Source organism: Paenibacillus xylanilyticus, assembly GCF_013359935.1.
Classification (GTDB): Bacteria; Bacillota; Bacilli; order Paenibacillales; family Paenibacillaceae; genus Paenibacillus; species Paenibacillus xylanilyticus.
This window is the reverse complement of the sequence record NZ_JABMCB010000178.1, coordinates 105079-120512: the sequence shown is the minus strand read 5'-3', so window position 1 is coordinate 120512 and position 15434 is coordinate 105079. Positions and strand designations below refer to the sequence as shown.

The following is a 15434-nucleotide window of genomic DNA, read 5'->3' as shown; positions in this document are numbered from 1 at the left end:
GTACTATGGAGATAGCCGGGCTTTCCTTTGTTCTTCTCTCATCCACTCGGAAATCTGCCGTTTGCGTTCAAGGAAAGCAGGTTCTTCCGTAATTTCTTCACGTCTTGGACGGTCAAAAGGAACATCGACCTCCTGCAGCACTGCAGCAGGTCGATTGGATAACACATAGATTCGATCGGCAAGCAGCAGGGCCTCCTCAATATTATGGGTTATGAACAGCACCGAGCAGCGGTTCTGTTCCCAGATATCAAGCAGCCAGCGCTGCATATCGCTGCGCGTCAATGCATCGAGCGCACTGAAGGGCTCATCGAGCAGCATCAGTTCCTGTGGGCTGAGCAGGGCACGAAGAAATGCAGCACGCTGCTGCATGCCGCCCGATAGCATATGCGGATAGGCCTGTTCGAATCCGGCGAGACCAACACTGGCCAACCACTTCCGTGCTTCCGCGAGTGCTTCTGCCTTGGGCGGAGCACTTGCCGATACTTCACCTGCAAGCAGCACATTTTCTTCAATGGTGCGCCATGGGAAGAGAGCAGGCTGCTGTGGCATATAGCTGATTTTACCCCGCTGTCCGGTAACGTTCTGTCCGTTCATCAGGACCTGGCCTGCTTGCGGTTTTAGCAAGCCTCCAATGATGTGAAACAACGTGCTCTTGCCGCAGCCGGAAGGACCAACGATGGCTGCGAATTCGCCCTGCTCCACAGTCAGGGACAATCCGTTCAGGACCGGGAGCTTGCTCCTGCGTTCCCGAAATGAAGCATGAACGTCCTGTACTTCCAGCGCAGGCAGATTCCTAGTCCCGGAAACGGACATAGCAGCGGGAGCGGGAGTGAGTGATCCTTCATTTGACCCCTTAATTGTGGTACTTCCGCTTGGCACTGTTTGCGCCTGTTCGTTATGTTTGAGTGTCATCTCGCATTCACTTCCTAACCTTGTATATTGCTTATGATGCGATTCAACGCTTCTGTGGTCGCCAGCGAACGAGCAGCTTCTCCAGCAGGGCAATGAACAGGAAGAGCAGCAGGCTAAGCGCTACAATAATCATGATCGCAACGAATAGACGGTCTGTCCGGTAGGCGGACTTTTGAAGCATCATATAATAGCCGATCCCTTTATCCGCTCCGATCCATTCTGCAATGATGGCGCCCATCACGCTGTATGTGGCGGCAATTTTGACACCGGAGAAGATCGAGGGCAATGCGTGCGGCAGCTCCAGCTTCCAGAAGATCTGTCCGCGTCTTGCTCCCGCCATGCGCATATAATTCATCATTGCGGCATCGGTTCGGGTCAGGCCATCCATGGCAGCAACAGCAACGGGGAAGAAGCAGACCAGTATAATGGTAATCAGCTTGGGCAGCAGCCCGAATCCGAACCAGATCAGCAAGAGCGGAGCGAGCGCGATGGTCGGTATATTTTGACTAAGGATAAGTAATGGATAGAGGGCTGATTTCAGGAATGGAATCAGGTGCAGCACCATCGCAATCAGCAGTCCTACCAGTGTGCCCGCCGCGAAGCCGATCAACGTGAGCTGAATGGTCGCCCATGCATGCATGCCGAGCCGTTCTGCCTGGGATGCTGCTTCATGCGCGATGTCGGAAGGTGCCGGCAGCATCCATTTTTCAATGTGAAACAGGGACACCGCGCCCTGCCATATCGCTATAAAGAGAATAACCGCCACAATGGGCGGCCATACACTTTTGAAATAGGTATGCATTAGCGATACTTCTCCGTCAGGGTATCCATGCTGAAGCCGTTCGGGCTATGGGCAATTTTGATCTGGGAGATGATGCTTGGACTGCCAGCCTCCACGAGCACCTCGTGCATTTTGCGGACAACTTCGAGCAGTTCCTCCAGTTCTCCCTCCATCGTGGTGTCGAGCGGGTTGACCTGGTATTTCAAACCGGATTGCTGAATAACTTCAATGGCACGATCCACATAAGGGTATGAATTTTCACCATTTGGCGTTTTGGGAATGACCTGAATGCTAAGCAGTGTGCTTGCCATGAGAGATCACGGCTCCTTTCGGGTTAGTTGTATTTTATTGAGGTAAAAATTCGTTCGTATACGCCTTGGATACATCAATCTGCTCATCGAGCAGTTTTTTGTCGAACATCCAGTCCGTGTAATTTTGCCATACTTCCTGTTTCTGCTCACCCCAGCGCGGAGCATCGTCCTTGTACTTAGGGCTGAGCCATTTTTGGCTTGCCAGGACAAGGTCCTTATCCAGATCCGGTACAGCCTTGATCAGAATGTCCGCAGCTTCTTCGGGATGATCAATAGCGTATTGGTACCCCTCGGAAGTGGCCTTCATAAACGCCTTAACCAGCTCGGGGTCGTTCTGAATGGTCTGTTCGTTCGTAACGAGTACAGGGGTGTAATAGTCCAGCGCGTCGGAATAATCCTTCACATACAGCATGTCGATGGGTTCTCCGCGCAGCTCGGCTTCAATTCCGGTCCAGGCGTAGAAAATCCAGGCAAAATCAATGTCCCGTTTCACTGCGGTAAAAAAGTCGGCATCGCCCATATTAATATTTTTCACTTTGGACACATCGGCGCCTTCGCCTTCCATGATGGATTGCATGACTGCTTCTTCCACAGGGGAACCCCAGCCGCCATAGGATTTGCCTTCAAAATCTTTGGGTGATTTAATGTTTCGGTCCACCGGAGCGGCGAAGCCGGACGTATTATGCTGAATGACGGCTGCAATGGAGACGAGCGGAACGTCCTGTGTGCGGGCTTGTGTTACGCTCTCCTGATAACTTACGCCAAAAGGCACTTCGTTCGACGCAACCATCGTATCCGCGCCCCCAGCACCTGGCTGCACAATCTCAACATTCAAGCCTTCTGCTTGGTAAAAACCTTGATCCACGGCGGCATACAGGCCAGTGTGGTTTGTATTTGGGGTCCAGTCGAGCACGACTTTGACATCCTTCAGTGCTGCGCTATCCCCTTCATTGGTGTTTTCAGTGTTGCTGCTGCCGTTCTGTCCTGTGGGTGCTGCTTCCTGGCTGCCGCATGCAGCGACGGTGACCAGTGTCACACACAAGAGCAGGAGGCCGATCATTTTCCGCCATCTCATCTTGATTTCTCTCCTTCAGTTGTCCGGCCAGTGGCACGGGGTACTCCTTGGCTTCATATCCAAGCATGGTGCATAAATCCTTCGATTTATACCAGCTATGATCCGGATGGCATCCTTTTTTATACATGAAGAAATTAAGAAAAATGTCTTATCTATGTAAAAAAAGAAGCCAGACCGATTTGGCGGCACTTTTTCTTGCAATATCAGTAATTCAGCTTCGAAGCTTAATCTTACTGATAACATCAAAAAAAGCGCCCCGAAATCCGGGACGCGTGCAGGCGTTAGAGAGGTGGCGTACAGCACATGGCTGGGCCTATTCAATATACTCCGATTCCTACGCTGGCATGATCCAGATCAGGTCTAAGGGTTAGTATCTTCGTGGGATACACTCTCAGCCGGCCAATTCCGACTCCCCTGGGAAACTATGAAGTTACGGGCATTACTAGGTGTAATTATAGGCCAGCGGGTGGAACGTGTCCAGTCAGGAACTGGATGGGATACGTATGAACTTATTAAACAGGCCGTTATACATATGTATAACAGCCTGTTTAATTTTCAATAATTATCGTGGCGAATAATATAAGGCAATCTGGCTGAGTACAAAAAATCGGATCCTAAGTGCTGAAGATCTGGAAGGCTCCCCACAAATACTTGGATCAAATCCAATGTTTGATATCTGGTCGAATAAGGGCTGCTTTCCCTATTTCAATGATCAGCTTTTGATCGTTTGACCTTAACCGGAGTCGCTTGATTAATTTAAACAACATAATTTAGATACAGAAGGAGATAGTACTGCTATAACAAATAATTACTTTTTACATAAAAATGGGGGCGTACTGAATGATCCTTAAAATCATATTCGCAATTATTCTGTCCTATTGTGTCTACGTTTTTTTCACAGCTTACCTTTTATTTTTGGTTCCGTCTCCATCTACTATTGAGAATACGGATATGCAAAAATCGTTAACAGCAGGAAGTACAACAGATCGCGTATTGCTCTTGGAGGACGGCTTTCAATCCGGTCAGGTGAGAATCCAGACCATTCGAGAGGCGAAAACAAGCATCGACGTGGCTTATTACTCCATCCAAAAGGGAAAAACATCTCAACTCTTTTTTGCTGCTTTATTCGATGCAGCTGATCGGGGTGTGCATGTTCGAATCATTTTAGACGGGGTTTTTCACAGCATGCGCGGAGAATTGCGTGATATTCCAGATGCCATTGCAGCTCACCCCAATGTGGAGTTAAGGTATTATGAACCACTCCACCTATTTATGCCATGGACATGGCACAACCGTCTGCATGACAAAATCCTTCTTGTCGACAACACATATGGCATCATTGGCGGCCAAAATATTGGTGATAAATACATGGCATTGCAACCCCCAAAAGACTATGTATTCGATCGGGATGTCCTTGTTTACAATCCAAACCATAGTACGAACAGCACGGTTGTTGAAATGAAAAAATATATAGATCGGTTATGGAATCATCCATTCACCAAACCAGAAAAACATGCCAAACGTCAGCATCATACAAAGGGGTTACAAGAGCTGGCTCAGCTGGCTGAGTTATATAAAAAAGCTCAGGCTGAGAGCGATCCTTTTGTTAAAGTGTTGCCGAAGGAATGGGCTCAAGGGGCTCTTCGTTCCGACCACGTCGCTTTCATTCACAATCCAATCCAGAGGCTGTATAAAAACCCGATCATGTGGAAAGCATTTGTTCATTTCGCCAATCAAGCAAAGTCGAAAGTGTACCTTCAGACGCCATATGCCATTCCTACCAAGAAAATGAAGAAAGCCGTACATCTGTCGATGAATCCAAAAGCAGAATGGGTCATGCTAACCAATTCAATCCAGCAGACCCCTAACCCTTTGGCTTTCGCGGGATACTTAAGCTCTAAGAAACGGTTGCTTGATACCAGTCTGGCCATTTATGAATACCAAGGCCCTTATTCCATACACGGCAAATCATTTGTCATGGATGATTACCTCAGCATGGTTGGTTCGTATAATCTTGATCCCAGATCTGCCTTTCTAAATACCGAATCTGCTGTGGTCATTTCTGGTTCTGCATTCGCCAACGAACTAACAGAGGCTATGGATATCAAACGTACACATAGTACGCGTGTGAATAAAGGTGAGCATCCAGCAGAATCTACGAATCTGAAAGGCTCTGTTTTCAAACGAATGGCAATCACAGCTTTATCCAAACTGTCTTTTCTCTGGAGATTTCTGTTGTAGGAAAGAACTCACAATCTTTTGAGTTGAATTTTGCTCCAGTTCATCAAAGCTTGCTTATATTTCTTGCGCCAAGACAAATGGATCTGTATCGGGTAAGAACTAGACCAATGGATTCAGAAATCTCATTTAGAATTCGCGATGTATGGACCGCGCCAACCGGCAAGTCATCACACGGGAGATATAATTTCATTGGAGTACCCGTCTGAATGTTCACAGAATGTTCACTTATGTGGAGGGTTTCCTCATCTCTATAATTACGAAGGTAAACAGAGAGGATGAGTGAATTGCCAACAAGCAAGAGGGATCAAATCATTTTCGGATTAATGATGTGTACAGGAATGGTCGTCGTCATGATGACTTTCAATTTATGGCACAGTGGGTTACTCGGTAAGATGTCCCCGCTTGAGATACTGCTTCAATTCATATTATGTTTTGTCATCGCGTTTGTGGTAGAGTCCTTCATTGTCGGACCTGTAGCGAGAAAGATTGCTTTTTCCTTGCCCTTTGACAAGTCCAACAAGATTTTGAGTGTGCTCGCCATGTCATTTTTCATGGTGATTGGCATGGTTCTGATCATGTCCTTGTATGGGATGGTTTCAGCATACCTGGCGGATCAATTAAATGGGGCATCCGTACTCCGTAAGTACCTTCATACAATCGCTCGTAACTTCAGCCTGGCGCTGCCATATCAATTGATCATTTTGGGGCCCCTCGTGCGATATGTATTCGGTAAATTCATCAAGGATAACGGGCCTGTAATGCCTGTTGTTAACAAGAGTGTGTGATGCAGCTGGACCCAAAGTATTTCCTGGGCAATCTTGTGCAAATGAATAGATCATATTCTCACCTGTAATGAAAGGTGATCTGAGGCAAAGATGGGGCACTTTCCACCGTAATTACAGCGCTAACGAATCGAGAACACCTTATTAGGCCAGTTTTTAGGGGAATGAAAAATCTAACGAATCTCAGCGGCGTTATTATGCTAAGAAACTGCAACGAGACCTTGAATTTGAGATAATTACCTAAAATAACGCCTCTAGGATTCGTTAGATCTCAAACATGTAGAAATGGAGGGGGATAGCGTGTGCTAGGTTCGTTAGAACAGAGTAACGCTAGAAAAAGATGTCCACTGCCAAGTCATGGCGGTGGACATCTCAATCTCTACAATAGGTATTTCTAATCCTCAGGAAAGGATGAACACATAACTGTTATGTCACAGAATCCGCTATATGTTTGTTCTGCCATTGATGCGTGATCACACTAATGACAAGCAGGCCAACCGCAAAGATGGCAAGCATCCATGCAGATTGATTAACCTCCAGATGATCAAGACTCCATCCCGTGGTCAATGGCAGAATAGCACCGCCGACCCCGCCTGAGGCAATCAAGATGCTTGGTGTGGATTCTTCTGTTCCAGGCAGCAGTTTACTAGCGAAGACAAGGGCAATGGAGAAGATGCCTGACATCGCAAGTCCAAGCAGTAAGATGATGAGAAATGCAGACCATATTTGGTTTGTAAATGGAAATACCATTAACAAGAGAACAGATGCGAGACAACTGTACAGGACATAGACGCGGTATTGGAATTTCTCTGCGATATACCCGGCGAAGAGTCGTCCCACAGACATGGCAATCCAGAAACAGGTGACACTAAGCGCTGCTCCGGCTTCCTTCATGTTCATTTTCTCAATCAGAATCGCTGGCATGAAGTTTGCAAGACTCATCTCCGTACCAACATAAAGGAAGAAGAAAAGCACGAATAATACCAGAAGAGTCATGTTACGGCCACGATAGGTTGGACCGGGTGTGCTGACAGCTACGGGATGCATCTCACCTGGTGCCCCGGCAGTGTGGGCATGTATTGAACCGTTATTAGAACTACGTCGCTCTAGAACCTCATCGAGTTCACCGAATGATCCTTTCGCCCAGAAAACAAAGGTCAGCGCTGCGCAGATCGCAACAACGAGAAAGGAAAGGCGCCAGTATCCGGCAGCAATCAGACCGCTGGCAATGAGTGGCATGACCATCGCCCCGATCCCGAATAACACTTCAAGTCGACTCATGGCAACGGCTGTATTGTCTTTGATTGCAGCAATGATAATGGTACCAATGACAGCTTCAACCATTCCGAATCCAAAGCCGGCTGCGGGTGCGATTACGTACATCCAGCCCCACGGTGGCAGCAGCATATAGGATAATTCTGCGATACAGAGCAGTGCTGTGGCGATTAACAGGCCTCCCCGTTTACCAAAGCGTCTGTTCAGCCATGGAGATAACAATACACCACCCAGGAATCCGGCAAATTGAGCGAAGATCAGCGTTCCGCCTTGGCTATAATCTTTGCCATAATGTTCAAGTGCAACCGGCAGAATGGAACCGAGCACAACGTGGGCAAGTCCAATCAGGAAATAGGATAGACATCCGATCCAAAGTAATTTTTTCATATAGAACTCCTTCTACTTATATACATAAAATGAGGATCACAATAAAGCGCAATCTTGGAGACAAAGTCTATCATAACAGGACATGTTAAGTTATGCCATGAATTCCGGATCGATACAGAAGGTTGCAATTAGGTCCGGCGTTCGTATATACTGAGACACAACAATTACAGATCGGAACCATGCCGTTGAAGAGCATCCAACTCGGAGGCGTTATCGCCAGGGGAGCGAATATATCCCCAAGTTAACCGGAACCGCCCGTTATCGCGGACCAAGAGGCTGAATGAGGATATCCTGATTCGGCAAGTTGGGTGGCACCGCGAGCAGAGCGCTCCTCGTCCCAAGGGATGAGGGCGCTCTTTGCATTTTTACAGCCAAAGGAGACGGTGACCATGTTGGACATGAAGTGGATTCGGGCACATGCAGATGAGGTACAGGCAGCGGCCGACGGAAAAAAAATCAATATCAGCATTCGCATATTGCTGGAACGGGATGAGGAACGCAGAGCTCTTTTGCAGGAAACGGAAGAAGGGCGCAGAATGCGAAACACATTATCAGCGGATATTGGGAAACTGATGCAATCCGGGGATCGGGAACAGGCCGAAGAACTGAGAGCTCGGGTAAAACAGCTGAATGAGCAGCTGGAACAGGTCGAAGCGAAGCTTGCAGACGTGCAGGAGGAAGTGACCAGGCTGCAATGGCTGGTGCCCAATGTTGTATCGCCGGATACGCCGAACGGAGCATCCGACGAGGATAATGTGGAGCTGCGGCGCGTGGGAGAAACACCGAAATTCGATTACACAGCCAAGGACCATGTGGAACTCGGAGAGCTCCACGATCTGATTGATATTCCGCGCGGGGTGAAGATCGGTGGAACAAGGAGCTATGTGCTGAAAGGGGCAGGGCTACTTCTGCACCGGGCTGTACAGCAGCTTGCGCTGGATTTGCTGCTGAGGCATGGATTTACACCCATGGAAGTGCCTTTAATGGTCAGAGAGGATGCACTTGTGAACACGGGGTTTTTCCCGACAGGACGCGATCAGGTCTACGAGTTGGAAGGTGAGGGCAAGTGGCTGGTCGGGACCTCGGAGGTACCGCTCGTATCGTATTATGCGGATGAGATTGTGGATGTACAGAAGCCGATCAAGCTGGCTGCGGTATCGACATGTTTCCGCAGTGAGGTTGGATCAGGTGGTCGTGATGTGCGAGGGTTATACCGGGTTCATCAGTTTGCCAAAGTCGAACAGGTCATTCTCTGTGCACCAGATGCGGCGGAATCGGAGCGCATGCTGCAGGAAATTACCGGACACGCTGAAGAGTTGCTGCAGCTGCTGGAGCTGCCTTATCGGGTAGTCGCGGTGTGCACAGGAGATATGTCCCAGAAAACGTATAAACAATATGATATTGAAACATGGATGCCGAGCCGGGGGGCTTATGGAGAAACCCATTCGTCGTCAAACCTGCATGATTTTCAGGCACGTCGTTCGAATATTCGCTGCCGTGATGCCGAGGGTAAATTGGCGTACTGCCATACGCTGAACAATACAGCCGTAGCTTCGCCCCGAATCCTTATCCCCTTGCTGGAGAATCATCAGCAGGAGGATGGAAGCATTCGCATTCCGGCGGCTCTCCAGCCTTATATAGGCGGTGCTGAATATTTGATTTTGCCGCATCAAGATGAAGAAAACCAGAAGTAATGGATTGTGAAAAATGTAAAAGCAAACGGAACCCTGATTCAGGGTTCCGTTTAATCAAACATATGGTCTGTTACCCACAGATATTCTTGTTCAAGCCTAGCTGCCAGCTTGGAATCTTCCCTTAAAGCAACTTCTCTCATATAGGATAGATCTATAGATTCAAACTGACTATAAATTAGATAACGTGCCCACTCTAAGCTGCGGGCATCAGTCCAATATTCGGCATTTCTTAATCGATCTAATATAAGATCATCGATCCCGATTACATAACAGTAACCTTCAGGGGTTATCAATTTGATAACTTTATCTTTCGAACCTTCTAGCGTATCGGATGGAATCTCAATAGGGATATCCATTTCGGAAACGTAATAATGCCTTCCCTCTCGCTTAAATCCAAGACGATCAAATAAACTCCGTGCCAAATCATCTCTAATCATAACAAGGTCAACATCTGTTGTCTTTAACTACCGGATGTGTACAGTTCAACAGCATGTCCGCCAACTATAACTGCAGGATCAGCATCTAATGCATCTAGAAGCGGGGTTATGATACCCATAACATAAAATTCTTTCAAGTTACTCCTTGTTTCATCTGCTGCAAGCTCTAGAAGTTTGCGTTTTGCCGACTGGATTTTCTTTTGCATTTCCGGATTCTCTAAACGTTCCATAGTTCACCCACATTCTTAACGGAGCTTCCATTCGCGCTTGTTAATAATCTCGATTTGTCCAGATTCTAAAGCTTTTCTAAATCGATTACGGGCCGTTTTCATTAGTAGTATCATTTCGTCCTCAGGTCTAATTTTGTTGGATGCCGAAGTGATAATGCTCTTCATGCGCTTACGATTATTTTTTGGTTTAATCATATCCAGCAAGTCTATTTCCTTCAAGCAAACCAACCCACTTTCTAGAGGTTTATATTCCAAACAGTATGTCTATACCTTTACATATTATACACTGGAAGTGGAAAATTGTTCACTGTCATGCAGTGCGTATTAACTAATCTAGTGTTTCTTGAATCCTGTAGGAAAATTGTCAATCCAACTTTTTTTGAACAGTGTATTCCTATAATATTCATTATTATGCATCCAATCTCCGATATAATATAATAGAAGTAAAATATTGGATTATAGGAGATGGGAGATTGAAATGAACAGAATCAAAATAACACTTCGAGGATTGCTTGCACTCATCATAGTATGTACCGTACTGGCTCCGTCACACATTCTGGCGGCTACGGGGGATGTGACCTCCATTGAAATTACCAACAGCAGTCCGCAGAAGTTAAGTGTGTCACAGACCGTTGCGCTTAAGGTGATGGCTGAAGTGGAAGGGTTTGATAACAAGCAGGATGTGACTGCAGGTGTCACGTGGTCTACGAGTAATGCAGCCGTTGCAACCCTTGTGAAGGGTAAAGTAAAGGCGGTAGCAGCTGGTGAGGCAACCATATATGCCGAGGTCGATGGAGCAAAGGCCCAGATCCTTGTTCAGGTTTCCGAGAAAATCAAAAGCATAAAAGCCTCGCCCAAATCCTACAGTTTTGTCAAAGGCAGTGAAAGCACGCTGCCCAAAGTCAGCATTGTACGTGCGAACGGCAAAGAAGAAGATGTTACGTCAGAGATCGTATGGACGGTATCGAATGAGTTGGCTGTGCTGGAAAATGGAAAGATCAAAGGCAATACGCCTGGCAGAGTGCTGTTACAAGGCAAATACGGCTCGGAAACCGTTAAAGTACCAGTCGCTATCACTGACATTATTACCAAAGTCGAGGTAACACCTACTGCATTGCAGCTGAACATCAAGAAATCCAAAGCACTTAAGGTTATTGGTACATATGCGAATGGAAAAACCATTAATCTCTCGAAGCAGGTGACCTGGACTTCATCGAATAATGCGGTGGCAACCGTTAAAAATGGGACGGTCAAAACACTGGCGGAAGGTCAGGCGACCTTGACAGGAACCTATCAAAATCAGACAATAAAGACAGAAGTTACTGTTGTTCCGCTGCTCAAAAAACTGATTCCAAGTCAAAAGAAGCTTGTATTATCCCGTCAGGGAAGCACTACGCTGACGGTCATGGCACAATATGACACTGGTAAAACGTCGGTTGTTACAAACAGTGCAGTCTGGAGCAGTACGAAACCAAGTGTTGCTACAGTAACGAATGGCAAAGTTGTGGCTGTGGGCAAAGGAAAAACAAGCATAACGGCCAAATGGAACAACAAGAAAGTGACGATACCGGTAACGGTAAAATAAAGCTTCATTAACAATAGCGATTGACACCATTATTTTTTATTAAAGCAATAGACAGCAGAGGGGGCGTAGACATACGCCCCTTTTTAGATACAAAAATTCGAAGTCACCCAGAGGTTGATTGCCTGCTGTGCACCCGGGTTGAAGGCATGAAGCAAAGTGCATGTAAAAAGTACAAAACAGGCTACCATTTGAAGTCCGATCAAAAGGGGAGGGCGGCTGAATAACAGGCTCCTGTGTAAGAGTACAGTTGGAATTCAACCATCTAGGAAGGTGATGTTGATCAGAGGAAGATTGATGTATCTTATTGCCGCAGTAATTACAATGGCAGCCGGGTTAGCCTCCCGGCATTTTGGGGGAATGCTGCCTGTTTTCTTGCATGAACATGCTGGTGACGCGTTGTGGGCAGGCATGGTCTATTTCGGGATACGTATGATTTGGATCAGTCGCAGCAGGGTTTGGGCCATCATGTTTGGCGTAATATTCAGCTCGGCGATCGAGTTCTCGCAAATGATCCAGACCCCTTGGCTTAATGAGCTGCGTTCAACGATGTTCGGAGCTCTGATCTTGGGACGCGGATTTCTTGTGGTAGATCTAATCAGGTACACGGTAGGGATTATGTGCATGTTTGTGTTAGACCATTATTTCCTGAGCAATAGGAGGAGTTAATATGAATATCGAAAAGCTGTTTGCCGAGTCACCAGAATTCGAAACCGAGAGATTGAGGCTGAGACGTCTTACGCTGGAGGATACACAGGATTACTTTGCATTTGCCTCCGATCCAAGAGTGAGTGCACAAAGTCTGTGGAACTGTCATGAGACGGTGGATGAGTCTGTTCAATACATTCAACGGGCACTGGACAATTATGAGAAGAAGTTCGTATATCTGTGGGGATTTGTTCTGAAAGATAACGGGCGCCTGATAGGTCGAGGAGGAATTTTTCATTTTAATGAATTGATGCAGAGTGCTGATCTGGGATATGCCATTGCCAGCGCCCACTGGAACAAAGGGATTGCTGCGGAAGCGATGCAGCCCATCGTCAATTATTGTTTTCAGGAATTGGACTGCAACCGGCTGGAAGGCAGGTGCAACGCAGGCAATATTGGATCAGCACGGGTTATGGAGAAACTGGGCATGTCATATGAAGGCTTGCTTCGCAAACAATTGAAGATTAAAGGTGTGTTCACGGATCAGAAATTGTACTCCCGTATCCGGGATGATCTATAATACGTTCAATGATGCACAGAGTACATAGAAGAAATAATAAGGAGGCGGAACAATGATCTACAGTATTATTTCCCGGTCGGTATGGGAGCAGGTATCCAAGGAGAACGTGTACGCACCAGACAGCCTGAAGACGGATGGATTCATTCATTGTTCCACCAAGGAGCAAATTCCATGGGTAGCCGCACAATACTACGCCGGGCGAACGGATCTGCTATTGCTCGGTATTGATGAGAAAGCATTGAAGCCTGAACTTGTATATGAAGACCTGTATGAATTGAATGAACTGTTCCCTCATATTTATGGAGAGCTTAATCTGGATGCGGTGCAGAAGGTTATTCCTTTTGAGCCCAATAAAGAGGGAGTACTTTCTTTTCCGGAGTAATGCAATCCCTGAAACGCGATCATTGATACAGAAAGGTGTTGGCATATTGGATATGAATATGAACCAGGCATTTCTGGAGACAGCCGAGAAGCAATTTCAATACTATAAACAGCTCGGGGAAAAGGCAATGGAACAGCTTGAGACCGAGCAATTATTTGAGGCATGGCATGAAGATGCCAACAGCATTGCGGTCATTGTGAAGCATTTGTGGGGCAATATGTTATCCCGTTGGACGGACGTGCTCACAACGGATGGAGAAAAGTCATGGCGGGAGCGTGATGCCGAATTCGTGAATGACATCTCCACCCGTGAAGAACTGCTGGACAAATGGGAAGAAGGCTGGAATTGTTTGCTGAATGCCATTCGTTCTTTTACACCGGAACAACTCTCACATATCATATACATCCGCAACGAAGGACATACCCTCATGGAGGCCATAACACGGCAATTGGCGCATTATCCATACCATGTGGGGCAGATCATCTACGCGGCCAAAATGCTCAAAGAAACACCGTGGAACAGCCTTTCCATTCCAAGGAATGGATCCGCAGTATACAATGGCGGCAAATTTGCCATGCCGAAAGCGCGCAGGCATTTTACCGAGGATGAGTTAGACAAGGATTGATCGATAAACATGAATTAAACGCCTATTACAGAACAAAGTGAGGAACATTATGACACAGTTTGCATTAATACGTCACGGAAGCACAGCGTGGAATAAGGAAAAGCGGTCTCAGGGACAGACGGACAATCCTCTGGATCAGGAAGGAAGAGAACAGGCCGTTTTGCTTGCTGAAAGGCTGAGTACAGAGTCGTGGGATGCGATATATGCGAGTGACTTGGAGCGTGCAAGTGAGACGGCAAGGATCATTGGACAGCGGCTGGGGATTAACGAGATTCACCTGGACTCAAGGTTACGTGAGATGGGCGGTGGACAAGTGGAAGGAACAACGGAAGCAGAGCGTATAGCCAAATGGGGCGCGGACTGGAGCAGCCTTGAGCTGGGACGGGAGGCTGCAGAGGCTGGAACTGTGCGCGGAAGTGCAGCGATCGAGGATATTTGTAAGGCGCACCCTGATGGCAAAGTGATTGTAGTCAGTCATGGGGCGATTCTGCGGAATACCCTCAGAGGCTTGGTCCCTGCCCTCGATATTAGTACCAAGTTGTCCAACACTTCAATTACCCGGATTGAAAAGAAAGCCGGAGCTTGGGCATGTGAACTGTACAATTGCAGTGTGCATCTAAATCGTTCGGAGAATTCCTTATAGATGGATGCAACTTCACTCAAAGAACAATTACTAATTATTCACTCAACCAATTTATCCGTAGACGCGATAGAGCAACCATACGAACTGGCACTACATATGATGGAGCATATTGGCAGTACAGATCCGGTTCTGCGAGATGAGCTCATCTATGTTACGTTTGCAACCTGGATCGGACAAGGGATATTTTCAAAAGAACAACTTCGTCTGTTGTTATATAAGGCAATGGATGATCAGCATCTTTTCTACGGAGTAGGTGAACAGGGAACGGACAGCGTATTTACCCGGGCATTTTCCGTGCTGTTGTTGCCTCCGATCTTAAATGCAGACCGCAAGGAGCCCTTTCTGACCAATAAAGACATCGAGGCTATTCATTACCGTTTGACAACATATCTGAAGAGTGAAAAGGATGTTCGTGGGTATGTCGAAGGTAAGGGCTGGACGCATACTCCTGCTCATGCATCCGATGCGGTGGAAGACCTTGCACAGTCACCTTATTTGGATGCAGCAGCTTTGTTAGACCTACTGGACTCGCTTGCTGTGAAAATAATGGAATCTGGCACAGTATACATTCATGATGAGGATCAGCGCATTGCCTATGCAGTCGTGACTATTCTCAGGCGTAATCAGCTCAATAGACACGATATTGCCTCTTGGGTCGATTTGCTGGGTCAGGCAGCAGATCAGACTCAGGAAAGAACTTATGTGGTGAATAGTCTAATGAGAATGAATGTACGTGTCTTTCTTCAGACTCTTTATCTGGCTATACGAAGAGAAGAAATGGATCCATTTCCGACTGTCCGCGAGCTTGTCCTAAATGTTTTGGAAAAGAGTGAACATTAATTCCTAAAC

17 protein-coding genes and 1 riboswitch are annotated in these 15434 nt (G+C 46.9%); of the genes, 10 read left to right on the top strand and 7 right to left on the bottom strand.

The annotated features are described in order from the left end of the window. Positions 1–3 precede the first annotated feature (3 nt). The 4 genes from HP552_RS12820 to HP552_RS12805 all read right to left on the bottom strand — a co-directional run bounded on the left by HP552_RS12820 (position 4) and on the right by HP552_RS12805 (position 3079). Entirely contained in the window at positions 4–813 is an 810-nt protein-coding gene (locus tag HP552_RS12820) for an ABC transporter ATP-binding protein (RefSeq protein WP_175395949.1), read from the bottom strand. Between the two features lie 142 nt (positions 814–955). Continuing rightward, on the bottom strand, positions 956–1714 hold the full coding sequence (locus tag HP552_RS12815) for an ABC transporter permease (RefSeq protein ID WP_175395847.1): 759 nt from the start codon (positions 1712–1714) through the stop codon (positions 956–958). Next, the gene (locus tag HP552_RS12810) at positions 1714–2004 is read right to left on the bottom strand and encodes an MTH1187 family thiamine-binding protein (RefSeq protein WP_095291668.1); all 291 of its coding nucleotides are present in this window, start codon (positions 2002–2004) and stop codon (positions 1714–1716) included. The genes HP552_RS12815 and HP552_RS12810 overlap by 1 nt, the downstream gene beginning before the upstream one ends. 34 nt (positions 2005–2038) lie before the next feature. Beyond that, a complete protein-coding gene (locus tag HP552_RS12805; protein ID WP_175395846.1) occupies positions 2039–3079 on the bottom strand; it encodes an ABC transporter substrate-binding protein in 1041 nt (346 codons plus the stop codon). A gap of 313 nt (positions 3080–3392) precedes the next feature. After that, positions 3393–3505, bottom strand: a riboswitch (TPP riboswitch). 525 nt (positions 3506–4030) lie between these two features. Here HP552_RS12805 and HP552_RS12800 point away from each other — a divergent pair. Then, on the top strand, positions 4031–5320 hold the full coding sequence (locus HP552_RS12800; RefSeq protein ID WP_175395845.1) for a phospholipase D-like domain-containing protein: 1290 nt from the start codon (positions 4031–4033) through the stop codon (positions 5318–5320). Positions 5321–5595: 275 nt separating this feature from the next. Continuing rightward, positions 5596–6105, top strand: a complete 510-nt coding sequence (locus HP552_RS12795; protein ID WP_312884288.1) for a DUF2798 domain-containing protein — start codon at positions 5596–5598, stop codon at positions 6103–6105. Between the two features lie 423 nt (positions 6106–6528). Here HP552_RS12795 and HP552_RS12790 read toward each other — a convergent pair whose 3' ends face one another. Next, the gene (locus HP552_RS12790; RefSeq protein ID WP_175395844.1) at positions 6529–7764 is read right to left on the bottom strand and encodes an MFS transporter; all 1236 of its coding nucleotides are present in this window, start codon (positions 7762–7764) and stop codon (positions 6529–6531) included. A gap of 389 nt (positions 7765–8153) precedes the next feature. On the opposite strand from HP552_RS12790, the gene serS reads away from it, so the two are divergent. Next, positions 8154–9458 (top strand): serine--tRNA ligase, encoded by a 1305-nt coding sequence (serS, locus tag HP552_RS12785; RefSeq protein ID WP_175395843.1) that lies wholly within the window; start codon positions 8154–8156, stop codon positions 9456–9458. A 50-nt stretch (positions 9459–9508) separates the two neighbouring features. Here the strand turns inward: serS and HP552_RS12780 are convergent, their stop codons facing one another. Both HP552_RS12780 and HP552_RS12775 read right to left on the bottom strand, forming a co-directional pair. Then, complete coding sequence (locus HP552_RS12780) at positions 9509–9895, bottom strand: hypothetical protein (RefSeq protein WP_175395842.1); 387 nt, start codon at positions 9893–9895, stop codon at positions 9509–9511. Between the two features lie 23 nt (positions 9896–9918). Beyond that, positions 9919–10125 (bottom strand): hypothetical protein, encoded by a 207-nt coding sequence (locus HP552_RS12775; RefSeq protein WP_175395841.1) that lies wholly within the window; start codon positions 10123–10125, stop codon positions 9919–9921. A 478-nt stretch (positions 10126–10603) separates the two neighbouring features. Between HP552_RS12775 and HP552_RS12770 the strand changes: the two genes are divergently transcribed. The 7 genes from HP552_RS12770 (at position 10604) to HP552_RS12740 (ending at position 15425) form a co-directional block, all read left to right on the top strand. Further along, entirely contained in the window at positions 10604–11710 is a 1107-nt protein-coding gene (locus HP552_RS12770; protein WP_175395840.1) for an Ig-like domain-containing protein, read from the top strand. A 294-nt stretch (positions 11711–12004) separates the two neighbouring features. Further along, positions 12005–12376 (top strand): ribosomal maturation YjgA family protein, encoded by a 372-nt coding sequence (locus HP552_RS12765; protein WP_246310865.1) that lies wholly within the window; start codon positions 12005–12007, stop codon positions 12374–12376. Between the two features lies 1 nt (position 12377). Further along, positions 12378–12935, top strand: coding sequence for a GNAT family N-acetyltransferase (locus tag HP552_RS12760; RefSeq protein ID WP_175395838.1), 558 nt, complete (start codon positions 12378–12380; stop codon positions 12933–12935). Between the two features lie 52 nt (positions 12936–12987). Next, entirely contained in the window at positions 12988–13317 is a 330-nt protein-coding gene (locus tag HP552_RS12755) for a DUF952 domain-containing protein (RefSeq protein ID WP_175395837.1), read from the top strand. A 52-nt stretch (positions 13318–13369) separates the two neighbouring features. Then, the gene (locus HP552_RS12750) at positions 13370–13942 is read left to right on the top strand and encodes a DUF1572 family protein (protein ID WP_175395947.1); all 573 of its coding nucleotides are present in this window, start codon (positions 13370–13372) and stop codon (positions 13940–13942) included. A 49-nt stretch (positions 13943–13991) separates the two neighbouring features. Beyond that, entirely contained in the window at positions 13992–14585 is a 594-nt protein-coding gene (locus tag HP552_RS12745; RefSeq protein ID WP_175395836.1) for a histidine phosphatase family protein, read from the top strand. Beyond that, positions 14586–15425, top strand: a complete 840-nt coding sequence (locus HP552_RS12740) for a DUF2785 domain-containing protein (protein ID WP_175395835.1) — start codon at positions 14586–14588, stop codon at positions 15423–15425. Positions 15426–15434: the final 9 nt, after the last annotated feature.

Coding starts and splice junctions, on each gene's coding strand:
- HP552_RS12815 (WP_175395847.1), bottom strand. CDS start 1,714: ATGCATACCTATTTCAAAAGTGTATGGCCGCCCATTGTGGCGGTTATT.
- HP552_RS12790 (WP_175395844.1), bottom strand. CDS start 7,764: ATGAAAAAATTACTTTGGATCGGATGTCTATCCTATTTCCTGATTGGA.
- HP552_RS12780 (WP_175395842.1), bottom strand. CDS start 9,895: ATGATTAGAGATGATTTGGCACGGAGTTTATTTGATCGTCTTGGATTT.
- HP552_RS12750 (WP_175395947.1), top strand. CDS start 13,370: ATGAATATGAACCAGGCATTTCTGGAGACAGCCGAGAAGCAATTTCAA.
- HP552_RS12760 (WP_175395838.1), top strand. CDS start 12,378: ATGAATATCGAAAAGCTGTTTGCCGAGTCACCAGAATTCGAAACCGAG.
- HP552_RS12775 (WP_175395841.1), bottom strand. CDS start 10,125: ATGGAACGTTTAGAGAATCCGGAAATGCAAAAGAAAATCCAGTCGGCA.
- HP552_RS12740 (WP_175395835.1), top strand. CDS start 14,586: ATGGATGCAACTTCACTCAAAGAACAATTACTAATTATTCACTCAACC.
- HP552_RS12745 (WP_175395836.1), top strand. CDS start 13,992: ATGACACAGTTTGCATTAATACGTCACGGAAGCACAGCGTGGAATAAG.
- HP552_RS12755 (WP_175395837.1), top strand. CDS start 12,988: ATGATCTACAGTATTATTTCCCGGTCGGTATGGGAGCAGGTATCCAAG.
- HP552_RS12770 (WP_175395840.1), top strand. CDS start 10,604: ATGAACAGAATCAAAATAACACTTCGAGGATTGCTTGCACTCATCATA.
- HP552_RS12765 (WP_246310865.1), top strand. CDS start 12,005: ATGTATCTTATTGCCGCAGTAATTACAATGGCAGCCGGGTTAGCCTCC.
- HP552_RS12800 (WP_175395845.1), top strand. CDS start 4,031: ATGCAAAAATCGTTAACAGCAGGAAGTACAACAGATCGCGTATTGCTC.
- HP552_RS12810 (WP_095291668.1), bottom strand. CDS start 2,004: ATGGCAAGCACACTGCTTAGCATTCAGGTCATTCCCAAAACGCCAAAT.
- HP552_RS12805 (WP_175395846.1), bottom strand. CDS start 3,079: ATGAGATGGCGGAAAATGATCGGCCTCCTGCTCTTGTGTGTGACACTG.
- serS (WP_175395843.1), top strand. CDS start 8,154: ATGTTGGACATGAAGTGGATTCGGGCACATGCAGATGAGGTACAGGCA.
- HP552_RS12795 (WP_312884288.1), top strand. CDS start 5,596: ATGAGTGAATTGCCAACAAGCAAGAGGGATCAAATCATTTTCGGATTA.
- HP552_RS12820 (WP_175395949.1), bottom strand. CDS start 813: ATGTCCGTTTCCGGGACTAGGAATCTGCCTGCGCTGGAAGTACAGGAC.